Genomic DNA, 13,863 nt, shown 5'->3' with positions numbered 1-13,863 from the left:
CACGTGACCTCAGACGACGAGCGCCCTCCGAACACGCCCACCTCCCCCGGTGGCGCGTCCGAGCGGGCACGCGAGCTGTGGTCGATGTCCGACGACGCGAAGCCCCGCGACACCGAGACCACCCGGCCCGGCCCGACCGGCCCCGGGTCGTCGAGCACGGCTCCCACCGGCGGATCCCACGGCACCGCGCCCTGGGAGCGGGTGCCGAGCGCGCCGATCAGCGCACCTTCGCCGCCCCGCGGACGCGACCTGCCCGATTCGGGACGTCCCGGCCCTCGCGGGCCCCTGCCGCCCGCGCCCGGTGGTCCGGCGGGTCCCGGCGGTCCGGGATCGTCTCAGCGGCCCGGTCCCCCGCCCGGCGGTCCCCGTCCTCCCGGTCCCGGCGGCCCCGGTCAGCCCGGCGGCCCCCGTCCGCAACCTCCGCGCCCGAACGGTCCCGGCCCCACCGGCGACCCGGGTGCTCCCCCGCGTCCGGCCGGCGCCTACACGACCGGCCCGCGTCCGCGACCGGTTCCCGGCACTCCCCCGGGCAACCCCGGACCGCTGAACCCCGCCGGGCGTCCCCCGGCCGGACACCGCCCGCCTCCCGGCACGAACCCCGGTGCGCCACAAGGGAATCCGCCGCAGAGCAGTCCGACGCAACGGACCGGCGCAGCGCGGCCGGACGCCCTCGGCGCCCGTCCGGGACCGGCCCCCTCCCGTCCGGAACCTCCCCGGTCGCGTCCCGACGCGCTCGACGACGAGACCCGGCGCTCCGACGCGGCCGACGCCACCATGTTCGTCAAGCCGCCGGCCGCTCCGGCAGCCCCTGCCCAGCAGAACGCCGACGACACGCCCGGCGTCGACGACCGCACGGCGGTCACACCGGTGTCCCAGGCCTACTCTGCAAACACCAACCCAGCATTCGAGGACGATCCGGAGGACAACGTGGCTCCCCAGTCCGGCCCACGCCTCAATCGCTTGGCCGTGTGGGCCCTGATCCTCTCCGGGCTCGGCATCACGTTCCCGATCGGTCTCGTGCTCGGCTACCGCGCACGTGCACAGATTCGACGCACCCGGGGGGAGTCCGGACTGCCGTTCGCCAACGTCGCGATCTGGCTGGGCTGGGCCTACCTGGGCGTCCTGGTGTTCGGCCTGGTGATCTACAGCTGGATCCTCTTCGCCGCCTGATGGCCATCCGGAACGGTGCCGCCGTCCGTTATGACCCAGGTCACAGCCCTTTCGGCACGAATTCAGCGTGCGGAGATCGCCGATCGGTACCGAATCGCGATTTCTTTCGGTAGGAAGATCTGATAGCCGAAAAGGGTCTCCACCCAGCGCGTTCCCGGTCCAGGTGAGCTGCCGGGTCGCGACGACCCGATGCCGACGCGCGTGAACGTACTCGCGCGTAATGGCTTCGGTCCGCAACTATCGATCTGATGAACCACCTCGCGTGTGCCGAAAACACCCTCGGCACGACGAACCGAAGGAGTCGGTGATGTTCTCCCGAATCGCCATCGTCAACCGTGGCGAGGCCGCAATGCGCCTCATCCATGCCGTCCGTGGCCTGTCCGCCGAAACGGGGCAGGCGATCGAGGTCATCGCGCTGCACACCGATGTCGATGCCTCCGCCACGTTCGTGCGTGAGGCCGACATCGCCTACGACCTCGGTCCCGCAGCGTCGCGCCCGTACCTCAACATGAAGGTGCTCGAGCGCGCCCTCCTCGAGACCGGCGCCGACGCGGCGTGGGTCGGCTGGGGCTTCGTCGCCGAGGACCCGGTCTTCGCCGAACTCTGTGAGCGGATCGGTATCACCTTCGTCGGCCCGTCGCCGGACGCGATGCGCAAGCTCGGCGACAAGATCGGCGCCAAGCTGATCGCCGAGGAGGTCGGCGTGCCGGTCGCGCCGTGGAGCCGCGGCGCCGTCGACACCATCGACGACGCGCTCACCGCGGCCGCCGACATCAGCTACCCGCTGATGCTGAAGGCCACCGCAGGCGGTGGCGGACGCGGTATCCGCGTGGTCAACAACGACGAGGAACTGCGCGAGGCCTACGAGCGCACCCGCGACGAGGCCGCCCGTGCGTTCGGCAGCGGCGTCGTCTTCCTGGAGCGCCTGGTCACCGGTGCGCGCCACGTCGAGGTGCAGGTCATCGCCGACGGTCAGGGCACCGCATGGGCGCTCGGCGTCCGTGACTGCTCCGTGCAGCGTCGTAACCAGAAGGTCGTCGAGGAGTCGGCGTCGCCGGTCCTCGCCGAGGAGCAGGTCGCCGAGCTGAAGGCCTCCGCCGAGCGCCTCGCCGTCGCCGTCGGTTACCGCGGTGCCGCCACGGTCGAGTTCCTGTACCACCCGGGCGAGAAGCTGTTCGCGTTCCTCGAGGTCAACACCCGCCTCCAGGTCGAGCATCCGATCACCGAGATCACCAACGGCTTCGACCTCGTGCGCGCCCAGCTGCACGTCGCGGCGGGCGGCAAGCTCGAGGGCGAGCCGCCGACCGAACGCGGCCATGCCATCGAGGCCCGCCTGAACGCCGAGGATCCCGACCGCGACTTCGCTCCGGCGCCGGGACGCATCAACCTCCTCGAACTGCCGGCCGGCCCGGGAATCCGCGTCGACACCGGCGTCAGCGAGGGCGACACCATCCCCGCCGACTTCGACTCGATGATCGCCAAGATCATCGCCTACGGTCGCGATCGCGACGAGGCGCTCGGCCGCCTGCGCCGCGCGGTACGCGAGACGCGGGTGATCATCGCCGGCGGCTCGACCAACAAGTCCTTCGTGCTCGAGCTGCTCGACCAGCCGGAGGTCATCGACGGCAGCGCCGACACCGGCTGGATCGACCGGGTCCGCGCCGAGGGCGGCCTGGTCGCCAATCAGCATTCGGCGATCGCGCTCACCGCGGCGGCGATCGACGCCTACGAGGAAGAGGAGAAGGTCGAGCAGCAGCGCCTGATGTCGACCGCCTCGGGCGGCCGTCCGCAGGTCCAGCACGAGAGCGGCCGTCCCCTCGATCTCAAGCTGCGCGGCGCCAACTACCGCGTCCGCGTGGCCCGCATCGGCGCACACCGTTTCCGCGTGAGCATCGAAGCCGGTGTCGAGACCCACACCGCCGACGTCGAACTCGAACGCTTCGACGACCACGCCGCCCAGCTCGTGGTCAACCGTGAGCGGTTCCGTCTCGTCACCGACACCCACGGACCCGTCCACCTCGTCGACGTCGACGGCATCACCCACCGCGTCAGCCGGGACGAGGGCGGCGTCGTCCGCTCCCCGGCACCCGCACTCGTCGTCGCCACCCCGCTGCAGGTCGGCGACGAGGTCGAGGCGGGCGCACCCGTGCTGGTCCTCGAGTCGATGAAGATGGAGACCGTGCTGCGTGCACCGGTCCGCTCGCGGCTCAAGGAGAGCCTGGTGTCGGTCGGCACGCAGGTTGAGACCGGCGCGACACTGCTGCGTCTCGAGCCGCTGGCGGACGACGACGGCGACGAGGCCCCGGAGGAGGTCGCCGGCGTCGATCTCGACCTGCCCGCCGAGCCCGAGGTCGAGGCGCACGAGCGCACCACCCGCACGCAGGAGGACCTGCGCGCCCAGCTCCTCGGCTTCGACGTGGACGCCGACGAGGCCACCCGTCTGCTCGACGACTACCTCGCCGTGCGCCGCGCGGTCATGGCCAGCGGTCGCCGGCCCCTCGCCGACGAGCTCGAACTCATCACCGTGTTCGCCGACCTCGCCGAGCTGAGCCAGAACCGACCGTCGAGCGACGAGGTCGGTGTCGAGCACGTTCACAGTGCCCGCGAGAACTTCCACACCTACCTGCAGAGCCTCGACGTGGAGCGCGACGGTCTGCCCGCCGCCTTCCACGACCAGCTCGGCCGGGCGCTGCGGCACTACGGCGTCACCGAACTCGACCGGACCCCGGAACTCGAGGCCGCGGTCTTCCGCATCTTCCTGGCCCTGCAGAACCCGGCCGGCTCGGTCACCGTCATCACCACCCTGCTGCGTGAGTGGCTGCAGGAACCGACGCCGCGTGACGAGCTGCGCGACGACGTCGGCCCTGCCCTCGACCGCCTGATCGCCGCGACCCAGAGGCGCTACCCGGCCATCGCCGACCTCGCCCGCGGCGTCGTCTACGCCTGGTACGGCCAGCCGCTGCTGCTCCGCGACCGTGCCCGCGTCTACAGCAACGTGCGCAAGCAGCTGCGGTACCTCGACGAGAACCCGAACGCCGCGGACCGCGACGAGCGCGTCGACAACATGGTGCGCAGCACCGAGCCGCTCGTCCGTCTCCTCGGCCAGCGCATCGAGCGCGGCACCACCGACAACCAGGTGATGCTCGAGGTCCTGACCCGCCGCTACTACGGCAACAAGGGTCTCTCGGACATCCGCAACCACGAGGCCGGCGGCACGACCTTCGTCGTCGCCGATCGTGACAGCGGCAGCCTGATGTCCGCGGCTGTCGGTTTCACGGGCCTGCCCGCCGCGCTCAACGGTCTCGGCGAACTCGCCCGCGGTGCCGCCGCGGTCGACGCCGACATCTACCTCAGTTGGGAGCAGCAGCCCAGCGGCTTCGACGCCCTCGCCGAGACCCTGCACGAGATCGTCTCCAACGCCGCACTCCCACCGCAGGTCCACCGAGTCACCATCACGGTGGCCGGCCGCGGCGACGCGCGGATGCATCATCACGTCACGTTCCGTCAGTCCGCGACCGGCATGGCGGAGGAACGCCTCATCCGCGGGCTGCACCCGCACATCGCACAGCGGATGCGGATGGAGCGGCTGCGGAAGTTCGACCTCACCCGTCTGCCCTCCGCCGACGACGAAGAGGTGTACCTCTTCCGTTGTGTCGCAAGGGAGAACCCCTCCGACGAGCGACTCATCGCCTTCGCCCAGGTCCGCGACCTCACCGCGGTCCGCGAGCCGGGTGGCCGTCTGCTGACCCTGCCCACCGCGGAGGCGACGCTCGCCTCGTGTGCCGACTCGATCCGCCGCGCCCAGCGCGGGGCGGCCCGGCCGTCGAGCACCAACCGGATCGTCCTCTACGTCTGGCCGCCGATCGACGACGACGCGTCGATCCTCGACATGATCTCGGGTCACATCCGCGGTGTCACACGGGGAATCGGCCTCGAAGAGGTCCAGGTCATCGCGCGTCGGCGCAACCCCGAGACCGGGGAACTCTCCAAGGTCTCGGTTCGCTTCTCGCTCAACGCGACCGGCGATTTCGACGTCAAGGTCGGCGAGCCGTCCGACGCGCCGATCGAGCCCGTCGACGAGTACCGCCAGAAGGTCAAGCGCGCCGCGGCCCGCAACACCGTCTACCCGTACGAGCTGGCCGAGATCCTCGGTGATTTCACCGAATACGACCTCGACGCCGAGCATCGCCTGGTCCCGGTCGACCGGCCCAAGGGTCGTAACACCGCGGCGATGGTCGCCGGTGTCGTGACCACCCCGACCGAGAAGTTCCCCGAGGGCGTCACCCGCGTGGTCCTGCTCGGCGATCCGACCAAATCGCTTGGCGCACTGTCGGAACCGGAGTGCAGCCGCGTCATCGCCGCACTCGACCTCGCCGAGCAGATGCAGGTGCCCCTCGAGTGGTACGCACTGTCCTCGGGTGCCCGGATCTCGATGGACTCCGGTACCGAGAACATGGACTGGGTCGCGCGTGCACTGAAGCGCGTCGTCGAGTACACCCAGGACGGCGGCGAGATCAACATCGTCGTGGCGGGTATCAACGTCGGTGCGCAGCCGTACTGGAACGCCGAGGCGACGATGCTCATGCACACCAAGGGCATCCTGGTGATGACCCCGGATTCGGCGATGGTCCTCACCGGCAAGCAGTCGCTGGACTTCTCCGGCGGCGTCTCGGCCGAGGACAACTTCGGCATCGGCGGTTTCGACCGCGTGATGGGCCCGAACGGCCAGGCCCAGTACTGGGCACCGAATCTCGGTGCGGCTCGCGACGTCCTGATGTCCCACTACGAGCACACCTACGTGCTCCCGGGCGAGGGCACTCCGCGCCGCGCGGAGACGGTCGATCCGTCCGACCGCGACGTCTCGGACTACCCGCACGTCCTCGCGGGCAGTGACTTCACCACGGTGGGCCAGATCTTCTCGCGCGAGCACAACCCGGATCGCAAGAAGCCCTTCGACATCCGCACCGTCATGCGCGCCGTCGCCGACCAGGACCACGTCGTCCTGGAACGCTGGGCGGGCATGGCCGACGCGGAGACGGCCGTCGTGTGCGACGTCCATCTGGGCGGAATCCCGGTGTGCATGCTGGGCATCGAGTCGCGTGAGGTCGCGCGTCGTGGCTACAAGCCCACCGACGGCCCCGACACCTACACCGCGGGCACCCTGTTCCCGCAGTCGTCGAAGAAGGCCGCCCGGGCGATCAACGTGGCCAGCGGCAACCGTCCGCTCGTCGTGCTCGCGAACCTGTCGGGCTTTGACGGTTCGCCGGAGTCGATGCGCAAGCTCCAGCTCGAGTACGGCGCCGAGATCGGCCGCGCGATCGTCAACTTCCGCGGCCCGATCGTGTTCTGCGTGATCTCGCGCTACCACGGCGGTGCGTTCGTGGTGTTCTCGAAGGCGCTGAACCCGAACATGACCGTGCTGGCCATCGACGGTTCGTTCGCCTCCGTGCTCGGTGGCGCGCCTGCCGCCGCGGTGGTGTTCGCCGGCGAGGTCGCCAAGCGGGTCGCGGCCGATCCTCGGGTCCGCGAGCTGGAGACGAGCATCGCCGAGTCCTCCGGTACCGACCGCTCGAGCCTCAACGCCGAGCTCGCCGACATCCGGCAGTCCGTCCGTGCGGAGAAGATCAGCGAGATCGCCGCCGAGTTCGACAAGGTGCACAGCATCCAGCGCGCCGTCGAGGTCGGTTCGGTCGACGCGGTCATTCGCGCCGAGGAGCTGCGCCCGCGGATCATCGGCGCGATCGAGAACTCCCCGGCCTGGGGCAAGAAGGACTCCCACGCCGTGAGTTCCTGACGATCAACACAATTCGCCGCCCCCGGTTCGAGTCCGAACCGGGGGCGGCGTTGTGTTGTGGGCACCTCAGCGGGAGTTGTAGGGCAGTAAGGCCATCTCCCGGGCGTTGCGGATCGCGGTGGCAACTTGACGCTGTTGCTGTGGTGTCAGGCCGGTGAGCCGTCGACTCCGAATCCGTCCCTTGTCACTGAGGAACTGCCGGAGAAGTTGAACGTCTTTGTAATCCACCGGGTTCCGGCCGTCAGTTCGTACACCGAGCGCGAGCAACTGGTTCTTCTTACGGGCCGGACGGTCGTCGTCGCGGGGTTTTCTGCGTTTCATCACGGTCTCCTGCTCACCAACTCGACTTGTGGATGCCCGGTAGTTCACCCCGGTGGGCGAGTTCGCGGAACCGCACCCGTGACAACCCGGCCTTGCCGATGTAGCCGCGGGGCCGGCCGTCGACGGCGTCCCGGTTGCGCAGGCGCGTCGGACTGGCGTCTCGTGGCAGGGCGTGCAGGCGACGCTGGGCCTCTGCCCGCTCGGCGCCGGTGGAACCGGGGGCGACGATGGTCCGCTTGAGTTCCGCGCGGAGGTCGGCGTACCGGGCCACCACGTCTCGACGCTGTTCATTGCGGACGATCTTGGACTTCTTCGCCATCAGCGATCCTCCTTGAAGTCGACGTGGGCCCGGGCGATGGGATCGTATTTTCGGAGCACCATGCGGTCAGGATCGTTGCGGCGGTTCTTCCGGGTGACATAGGTGTAGCCGGTGCCGGCTGTGGATCGGAGCTTGACGATGGGGCGGATCTCGTTGCGCGCCATCAGATCTTCTCCCCTCGCGCCCGCATCGTGCGTAGCACCGATTCGATCCCGTGGCGGTCGATGGTCGAGATTCCCTTGGCGCTGACCCGCAGGGTGATGTACCGCCCCTCGCTGGGTACGAAGTAGCGCTTCCGTTGGATGTTCGGGTCCCAGCGACGAGATGTGCGCCGATGGGAATGCGAAACCTGCTTGCCGAAGGCCGGTTCGCGCCCGGTGACCTGGCACCGACGTGACATGACGTCCTCCTTATTGACAATGATTGGCATTAGAGTCGCCGCCACGGTACCGTCGATCCAGCCTAAATGGAAATGATTCTCAATAGTCTGGAGTGTGGACGTGGACGACCTGAGCCCCGCAGAAGGGCAGATGCGATTCCTCCCTGCCGACAACCGAACGCCGGTCATCCTGGTGACCGGCCTGGACCGACCCACATCTCGCCGGATCGGCGACGCGCTGACGTCCGATCCCGGAACGGTGCAGGTCCACCACGATCTGAGCGGCGTGGGCGACGGGCGCGTGGTCCGGACCCTGACCTGGCGGGAATCCGACGGCCGACACCGCGAAGGGGTCACGGTGATCGAGCTCGCCCACGGTTGTGTCTCGTGCACACTGAGGGAGGATCTGCTGCCCCTACTCCGACGCCTTCACCGGCGGTCGTCGGTGCGACGCGTCGTGCTCACCCTCGATCCGATCCTGGAACCGGAACGCATCGCGTGGTCGATCGAGCATGTCGTCGTGGACGAACTACCGGGCATCCCCGCGGCACCGGCCGCACTGGATGTACGGGTGGAGTCGACGATTACCGCTGTCGCAGAGCATGTCTGGCTGCATCACGCGACGAGCGACCTCGGTTTGTGCGAGGTCCTGCCCGTGCCGCCCGACGACGAGCGAACCCTCGCACAGGTCGCAGTCGGTCAGGTGACCTTCGCCGACGCGCTCGTCGTCGTCGGCAGCGATCCCGCCGCCCGGGACAGTTGGGAGTCCGCCCGCCTCATGGCCGTCCTCGAACGGTTGGCGCCGAGGGCGCCGATGATGTTCGAACTGCCGGAACGTCCGATCACTCCCCTGCTCATCCAGCAACTCGTCTCGGCGATCCCGCGCACATCGCGGCGGGGACGCATCGACGGGCCGCACGACCCGCTGTTCCTCGACCAGCCCTCCCTCGAACCCGACTGCGGTGTCACCTGGATGGAGTTCTCCACGGATCGCCCTCTGCACCCGGGTCGCCTCCACGACGCGATCGATTCGCTTCTGGAAGGCGTGGTCTGTGCTCGTGGACGCTTGTGGCTCGCCACCCAACCCGACGAGGCCCTGTGGCTGGAGTCCGCCGGTGGCGGTCTGCGCGTCGCGCCGGGTGGCCGGTGGCTGGCCGCGATGGACGACGACCAGCTCGCCCGGGTCACACCCGAACGGCAAGCACTCGGGGCATTGCGGTGGGACGACACGTTCGGGGATCGCCACTCCTCGCTGGTTGTCCTCGTCCACCGCGGCGACCCCGACGAGATCGACGAGGCGCTGCGAGCCGCCTGCGTGAACGATGTGGAACTCGCTGCCGGACAGGAGTTTTGGAACACTTTCGATGATCCTTTCGGCCGGACCCACGCGGACCCGTGTGACGACGTCGACGTAGAGGTCCCGATGGTCGACGCCCCGTCCGCCGACCGCCGACCCGACATCGGGCCTACCGAGGACCGCCCCGACGACCGGTGACGTATCGCCGATCCTCAGGCATGGTGGAGAGATGGCCGACAACGAGCAGCCCGACTGGACGACCACCGAAGACGAGCTGAAGACCGACCCCGACATGCCCGAGCAGCCCGCCGAGCGCGGTGGCCCGGACTCGGTGCTCCCCACGTCGGGCGACACCCCCATCGGTGAGACCAAGCGCATCGAGGAGGAGAAGGCCGCCTACGACGCAGCCCCGCCCGACACCGAGGCCCCGAAGGATCACGCCGTCGGCGGATCGGAGGGCACCGCAGATGGCCAGTGAGAAACGCACCATCGTCCTCACCGGTGCCAGTGACGGCATCGGAGCCATCGCCGCCCGCGCGCTGGCCGGGCCGTCGACGAACCTGATACTCGTCGGCCGGAACCCACAGAAGCTGGCGCCCGTCGCGGCCGAGACCGGCGCGCCGGCGTTCACGGCCGACTTCGCCGACCTCGCCCAGGTACGCGATCTGGCCGCGCAGATCTCCGGCAGCGTCGAGTCCATCGATGTCCTGATGAACAACGCGGGCGGCACCTTCGATCACCGGGACCGCACCGCGGACGGCCACGAGCCCAACTTCCAGATCAATCACCTCGCCCCGTTCCTCCTGACCCACCTGCTGCGCGACCGGCTGGCCGCGGCGGGTTCGTCGCTGGTCCTCAACACGGCGAGCGTCGGCAATCTGGCCGGCAACGTCGACTTCGACGATCTCGACTTCGAGAAGCGCCGAGCACTGGCGCTGCGCCCCTACGGCACGGCGAAGCTGATGAACATCCTGTTCACGCGCGGTATCTCACAGCGGTGGACCGACGACAAGATCTATTCGGCCGCAGTACATCCCGGCCCGGCCGCGACGAGCTTCGGACGGGACTCCCGGTTCGTCGGACTCGCCTATCGCTCTCCGATCACCCGCCTGGTGACCATCACGCCCGAGCAGGGCGCCGCACCGCTGATCGCCCTCGCCGAACGCGGCGCGGATCCGTCCGTCAACGGCGTGTACTTCAGCCGGCACAAGCCGAACGGGCTCGAGAACCGACAGGCACACGACCAGAAGATCATCGACGGCTTGTGGGAGAAATCGGCGGAACTCACCGGGCTCAACTGACCCGCCACAGGTCACCCCGCAATCGAAGGAGCGCAAGATGACGCACAACATTCTCTTCGTCATGACCGGCGCCGACGCCTGGACGCTGAACGACGGATCGAGTCACAAGACCGGCTTCTGGGCCGAAGAGGCCGTGGCGCCGCTCGAGGTGTTCCTGGAGGCCGGATTCGCGGTGACCGTCGCGACGCCGGGCGGCGTGCGTCCCCCGGTCGACGAGGGCAGCCTCAGCCCGGACGCCGCCGGATCCGTCGAGCGCGCCGACGAACTCCGGAACGTGATCGACTCCGCCCCCGAAATCCAGAATCCGATCCCCCTGTCCGACGTGGACGTCGCCAACTACGACGCGGTGTTCGTACCCGGCGGCCACGGGCCGATGGAGGACCTCGCGGTGGACACCGACGCCGGAGCGCTTCTCATCGCGGCCGACCGGGCCAAGAAGACCATCGGCATCGTGTGTCACGGACCCGCGATCCTGTTGGCCGCCAAGGGCGAGGACGGGGTCAATGCCTTCTCCGGTCGTACGGTGACCTGCTTCGGCAATGCCGAGGAGCAGCAAGCCGGACTCGCCGACAAGGCGCCCTGGCTCCTCGAGAACCGGCTCACGCAAGAGGGTTTCAAGGTCACGCTCGGCCTGCCGTGGACGGTCCACACCCAGGCCGACGGCAACCTGCTGACCGGACAGAACCCGGCGTCGTCGGAGAAGCTGGCCCGCGAGGTCCTGCATCGCGTGAAGAAGGCCGCGGAAGAATCCGCGTAGCGGCCGCTAGGCCGGAAGCAACCCGTCGACCAGCGCGTCGACGATGTCGGCGAGCGACTCGTCGGGCATCAGTGGCCCGGTGAGCCGGTCGAGGACCAGCCCGTCGACGGCGTAGTGGAAGAGCGCGATCTCGTGCGCGGACCCGGGCAGGCCCGCCTGCTCGTTGAACGCCACGTCGCCGGCGAAGCCTGTCCGACGCCACTCCCCGATGATCTCGGCCACCTCGGGGCGGCGGATGCCCTCGAGTCGTAACTCGATGAGGGCGATCGTCACCTCCCGGTTGGCGAGGAGCCGTTCGACGATGTTGCGCAGATACTGTGCGAACAGCGCCCGACTGGGTGGCTGGCCGGCCCGTGCGGCGATGAACTCGTCGCTGGGCGCCAGTCGCTCCCCGATGCGCTCGACGAGCCCCTGGAGCAACGCTGCGCGGTTGCGGAAGTAGTTCGTCGTCGTCCCCTGGGGAACGCCCGCCTCCCGATCCACTGCGCGGTGGGTGAGTCCGCGTGCACCCGCTGTCGCGAGCACCGTCAGTCCCGCATCGGCGAGGGCTCGGCGTCGTTCGTCGTTTCGGGCCATGGACAAGACCATAGCGGGAACCACTACATCTGTTGTACATTCCTATCCACTACACCTGAAGTGGATAGGAGTGAGCATGCGAGAACTCGTGTACTACGTGGCCGTGAGCCTCGACGGGTACATCGCGGGACCGGACGGTGAGTTCGACGCTTTCCTCGTCGAGGGCGATCACATGGCCGACATCACCGAGCGGTTCGCCGACACGATCCCGACGGACTACGCGGTGGCCCTCGGGATCGATCAGAGCGGCGGCGGCTTCGACACCGTCCTCATGGGCGCCAACACCTACGGCGTCGGGCTGCCGGAGGCACCGAGTCCCTACCGGCATCTCGACCAGTACGTGTTCACCCACCGACCGCCGGAACCGGTCGACGGCGTGACGTTCACCGACCGCGATCCCGTCGAACTCGTGCAGGAGCTGAAGTCCGTGGACGGCAAGGACATCTGGCTCTGCGGCGGCGGGTCCCTGGCGACACAGTTGATCGGCGAGATCGATCGCCTGGTCCTCAAGAGGCAGCCGCTGCTCTTCGGCGACGGCATCCCGCTGTTCTCGCCCGGGACGTACAAACCGGAACGGTTCCAACTCGTCGACAGCCGGAACTACGAGACCGGGGTGTCGTTCATGGAGTATGTCCGCGCCTGATCGCTCACCTTGTGCGTTCGCGCTCACCCGATCTTGGTGAGCGCGAACGGAAAGAGTGCGCGAAAAAGCGAAACGCACCACCGGGGTCCGGTGGTGCGTTGCGGTTCGTGCAGTGGTGGAGCCTAGGAGATTCGAACTCCTGACATCTGCCTTGCAAAGGCAGCGCTCTACCAACTGAGCTAAGGCCCCGTGCCGACCGGAATCGGTCGACGGGATGCGATTTCGGGAGTTCGAAAACTTCCGTCGCAGTGGGCCTAGGAGGACTTGAACCTCCGACCTCTTCGTTATCAGCGAAGCGCTCTAACCGCCTGAGCTATAGGCCCTTGAACCGAGAAGTGAGGTTACCCGACGGATCCCCCACCATCCAAAACGGCTGGTCAGCGGCTCGATTCAGTCGAGATCCGCAAGCGTCACCTCGGCACCGCCGACAAGGTCGGCACAGATGTTGTAGATGTAACTGCCGACCGTCGCGAGCGCTGTCAGCAGGATGGCGTTGACGGCACCCAGAAGCGCCGCCACACCGAAAACGGTGCCCGCCCCGATGACGTCCCCGGCCGAGCTCGATTCGTCGGCCACGAGCGTTCCGAAGCTGTTGTTCACCTGATCCCAGATGCCCATGCCGTCGAAGATCAGGTACAGCACGGCGACCGCGATCATCCAGATGAAGAACCCGACGAACGACAGCACCGCGGCGATCTTGAACGTCGCCCACGGATCGATCCGACGCAGTTGCACCGCGGCACGCAGAGCCGAACCTGCCCCGACCTGACGCGGCGCCGACCGCGGCGGAACCTTCGACGGTGCCGCGGCAGGCGGCGCCTCGGAAGGACGCTTCTTGAGGTCGGCCGTGTGGTGGATCTGATCCAGATCGGGCAGATCCTGACCGGGCAGGTTGTCGCGGTCGATGGTGCTCGTCGGCGACTCGACGAAACCGGGCTCCTCGGTCGCGACGGCCGACCCCGACCGACGCGGACTGTCGAGCTTGGTGACGGGAGCCTGCTGACCGCTCATGCTGGCCGCAGCCGTACCGCTGTTGGTCACGACGCCGCGCGGCGGCGGGCCGCCCCTCGACTCGGGCGGCGGACCGCCGGGGTTGCCCTGTGCGTTCGGGCGGGAGTCGTCCTCACGCCCGAACGCCTCGGTCGGCGTGGAACCGGACGATTCCTCGACCGGTCCGCGCTGCCACGGCGGCACCAGCCCACCGGTCGGTGTGCCCGTACCGGGACCGGACGGGTTCCCGGACGGGCGCCCGTTCTGCTCCTGGTTCGGCTCGTTCGGTGTGCTCACAGGCAATCCCTCACTCTGG

13 protein-coding genes and 2 tRNA genes are annotated in these 13,863 nt (G+C 68.7%); 7 read left to right on the top strand and 8 right to left on the bottom strand.

Annotated features, from left to right (window positions below; translation table 11 throughout):
- The first annotated feature begins 3 nt into the window (after window positions 1-3).
- A complete protein-coding gene (locus LQD00_RS22850; protein ID WP_232718425.1) occupies window positions 4-1,170 on the top strand; it encodes a DUF4190 domain-containing protein in 1,167 nt (388 codons plus the stop codon).
- A gap of 307 nt (window positions 1,171-1,477) precedes the next feature.
- Window positions 1,478-6,964, top strand: a complete 5,487-nt coding sequence (locus tag LQD00_RS17660; RefSeq protein ID WP_232718424.1) for an ATP-binding protein — start codon at window positions 1,478-1,480, stop codon at window positions 6,962-6,964.
- A 66-nt stretch (window positions 6,965-7,030) separates the two neighbouring features.
- On the opposite strand, the gene rpsR is transcribed toward LQD00_RS17660, so the two are convergent.
- Genes rpsR through rpmB form a run of 4 tightly spaced genes read right to left on the bottom strand, consistent with a single transcriptional unit; the run spans window position 7,031 to window position 8,004 of the window.
- Window positions 7,031-7,285 carry a 30S ribosomal protein S18 gene (gene rpsR, locus LQD00_RS17655; RefSeq protein WP_232718423.1) on the bottom strand — a complete coding sequence of 85 codons (255 nt, stop codon included), beginning with the start codon at window positions 7,283-7,285 and terminating at the stop codon, window positions 7,031-7,033.
- A 13-nt stretch (window positions 7,286-7,298) separates the two neighbouring features.
- Window positions 7,299-7,604 carry a 30S ribosomal protein S14 gene (gene rpsN / locus LQD00_RS17650; RefSeq protein ID WP_154883717.1) on the bottom strand — a complete coding sequence of 102 codons (306 nt, stop codon included), beginning with the start codon at window positions 7,602-7,604 and terminating at the stop codon, window positions 7,299-7,301.
- Window positions 7,604-7,768, bottom strand: a complete 165-nt coding sequence (gene rpmG, locus LQD00_RS17645; RefSeq protein WP_004020951.1) for a 50S ribosomal protein L33 — start codon at window positions 7,766-7,768, stop codon at window positions 7,604-7,606. The genes rpsN and rpmG overlap by 1 nt, the downstream gene beginning before the upstream one ends.
- Window positions 7,768-8,004 carry a 50S ribosomal protein L28 gene (gene rpmB, locus LQD00_RS17640; protein ID WP_232718422.1) on the bottom strand — a complete coding sequence of 79 codons (237 nt, stop codon included), beginning with the start codon at window positions 8,002-8,004 and terminating at the stop codon, window positions 7,768-7,770. Before rpmB ends, rpmG begins: the two co-directional genes overlap by 1 nt.
- Before the next feature lie 130 nt (window positions 8,005-8,134).
- Here rpmB and mrf point away from each other — a divergent pair, with 130 nt between their 5' ends.
- From mrf to LQD00_RS17620, 4 genes are read left to right on the top strand one after another with little or no spacing between them, the layout of a single operon-like run.
- Window positions 8,135-9,478, top strand: a complete 1,344-nt coding sequence (gene mrf / locus LQD00_RS17635) for a ribosome hibernation factor-recruiting GTPase MRF (protein WP_269785163.1) — start codon at window positions 8,135-8,137, stop codon at window positions 9,476-9,478.
- 31 nt (window positions 9,479-9,509) lie between these two features.
- Complete coding sequence (locus tag LQD00_RS17630; protein ID WP_232718420.1) at window positions 9,510-9,758, top strand: hypothetical protein; 249 nt, start codon at window positions 9,510-9,512, stop codon at window positions 9,756-9,758.
- Window positions 9,748-10,581 (top strand): SDR family NAD(P)-dependent oxidoreductase, encoded by an 834-nt coding sequence (locus tag LQD00_RS17625; RefSeq protein ID WP_232718419.1) that lies wholly within the window; start codon window positions 9,748-9,750, stop codon window positions 10,579-10,581. The genes LQD00_RS17630 and LQD00_RS17625 overlap by 11 nt, the downstream gene beginning before the upstream one ends.
- 37 nt (window positions 10,582-10,618) lie before the next feature.
- On the top strand, window positions 10,619-11,338 hold the full coding sequence (locus LQD00_RS17620; RefSeq protein ID WP_232718418.1) for a type 1 glutamine amidotransferase domain-containing protein: 720 nt from the start codon (window positions 10,619-10,621) through the stop codon (window positions 11,336-11,338).
- A 6-nt stretch (window positions 11,339-11,344) separates the two neighbouring features.
- Here the strand turns inward: LQD00_RS17620 and LQD00_RS17615 are convergent, their stop codons facing one another.
- Window positions 11,345-11,914, bottom strand: a complete 570-nt coding sequence (locus LQD00_RS17615) for a TetR/AcrR family transcriptional regulator (protein ID WP_232718417.1) — start codon at window positions 11,912-11,914, stop codon at window positions 11,345-11,347.
- A 76-nt stretch (window positions 11,915-11,990) separates the two neighbouring features.
- Here LQD00_RS17615 and LQD00_RS17610 point away from each other — a divergent pair, with 76 nt between their 5' ends.
- A complete protein-coding gene (locus LQD00_RS17610; RefSeq protein WP_232718416.1) occupies window positions 11,991-12,557 on the top strand; it encodes a dihydrofolate reductase family protein in 567 nt (188 codons plus the stop codon).
- Between the two features lie 113 nt (window positions 12,558-12,670).
- Here the strand turns inward: LQD00_RS17610 and LQD00_RS17605 are convergent.
- The 3 genes from LQD00_RS17605 to LQD00_RS17595 all read right to left on the bottom strand — a co-directional run bounded on the left by LQD00_RS17605 (window position 12,671) and on the right by LQD00_RS17595 (window position 13,844).
- Window positions 12,671-12,746 (bottom strand) — tRNA-Ala (locus tag LQD00_RS17605).
- A gap of 60 nt (window positions 12,747-12,806) precedes the next feature.
- Window positions 12,807-12,880 (bottom strand) — tRNA-Ile (locus LQD00_RS17600).
- A gap of 67 nt (window positions 12,881-12,947) precedes the next feature.
- Window positions 12,948-13,844, bottom strand: a complete 897-nt coding sequence (locus tag LQD00_RS17595) for a DUF3566 domain-containing protein (RefSeq protein ID WP_232718415.1) — start codon at window positions 13,842-13,844, stop codon at window positions 12,948-12,950.
- Between the last annotated feature and the right edge of the window lie 19 nt (window positions 13,845-13,863).

Origin of the sequence: Gordonia metallireducens (assembly GCF_021245825.1) — a bacterium.
Taxonomy (GTDB): Bacteria; Actinomycetota; Actinomycetes; order Mycobacteriales; family Mycobacteriaceae; genus Gordonia; species Gordonia namibiensis.
This window is presented reverse-complemented; position numbering and strand designations above follow the sequence as displayed.

Coding starts and splice junctions, on each gene's coding strand:
- LQD00_RS17660 (WP_232718424.1), top strand. CDS start 1,478: ATGTTCTCCCGAATCGCCATCGTCAACCGTGGCGAGGCCGCAATGCGC.
- rpsR (WP_232718423.1), bottom strand. CDS start 7,285: ATGAAACGCAGAAAACCCCGCGACGACGACCGTCCGGCCCGTAAGAAG.
- rpsN (WP_154883717.1), bottom strand. CDS start 7,604: ATGGCGAAGAAGTCCAAGATCGTCCGCAATGAACAGCGTCGAGACGTG.
- rpmG (WP_004020951.1), bottom strand. CDS start 7,768: ATGGCGCGCAACGAGATCCGCCCCATCGTCAAGCTCCGATCCACAGCC.
- rpmB (WP_232718422.1), bottom strand. CDS start 8,004: ATGTCACGTCGGTGCCAGGTCACCGGGCGCGAACCGGCCTTCGGCAAG.
- mrf (WP_269785163.1), top strand. CDS start 8,135: ATGCGATTCCTCCCTGCCGACAACCGAACGCCGGTCATCCTGGTGACC.
- LQD00_RS17630 (WP_232718420.1), top strand. CDS start 9,510: ATGGCCGACAACGAGCAGCCCGACTGGACGACCACCGAAGACGAGCTG.
- LQD00_RS17625 (WP_232718419.1), top strand. CDS start 9,748: ATGGCCAGTGAGAAACGCACCATCGTCCTCACCGGTGCCAGTGACGGC.
- LQD00_RS17620 (WP_232718418.1), top strand. CDS start 10,619: ATGACGCACAACATTCTCTTCGTCATGACCGGCGCCGACGCCTGGACG.
- LQD00_RS17615 (WP_232718417.1), bottom strand. CDS start 11,914: ATGGCCCGAAACGACGAACGACGCCGAGCCCTCGCCGATGCGGGACTG.
- LQD00_RS17610 (WP_232718416.1), top strand. CDS start 11,991: ATGCGAGAACTCGTGTACTACGTGGCCGTGAGCCTCGACGGGTACATC.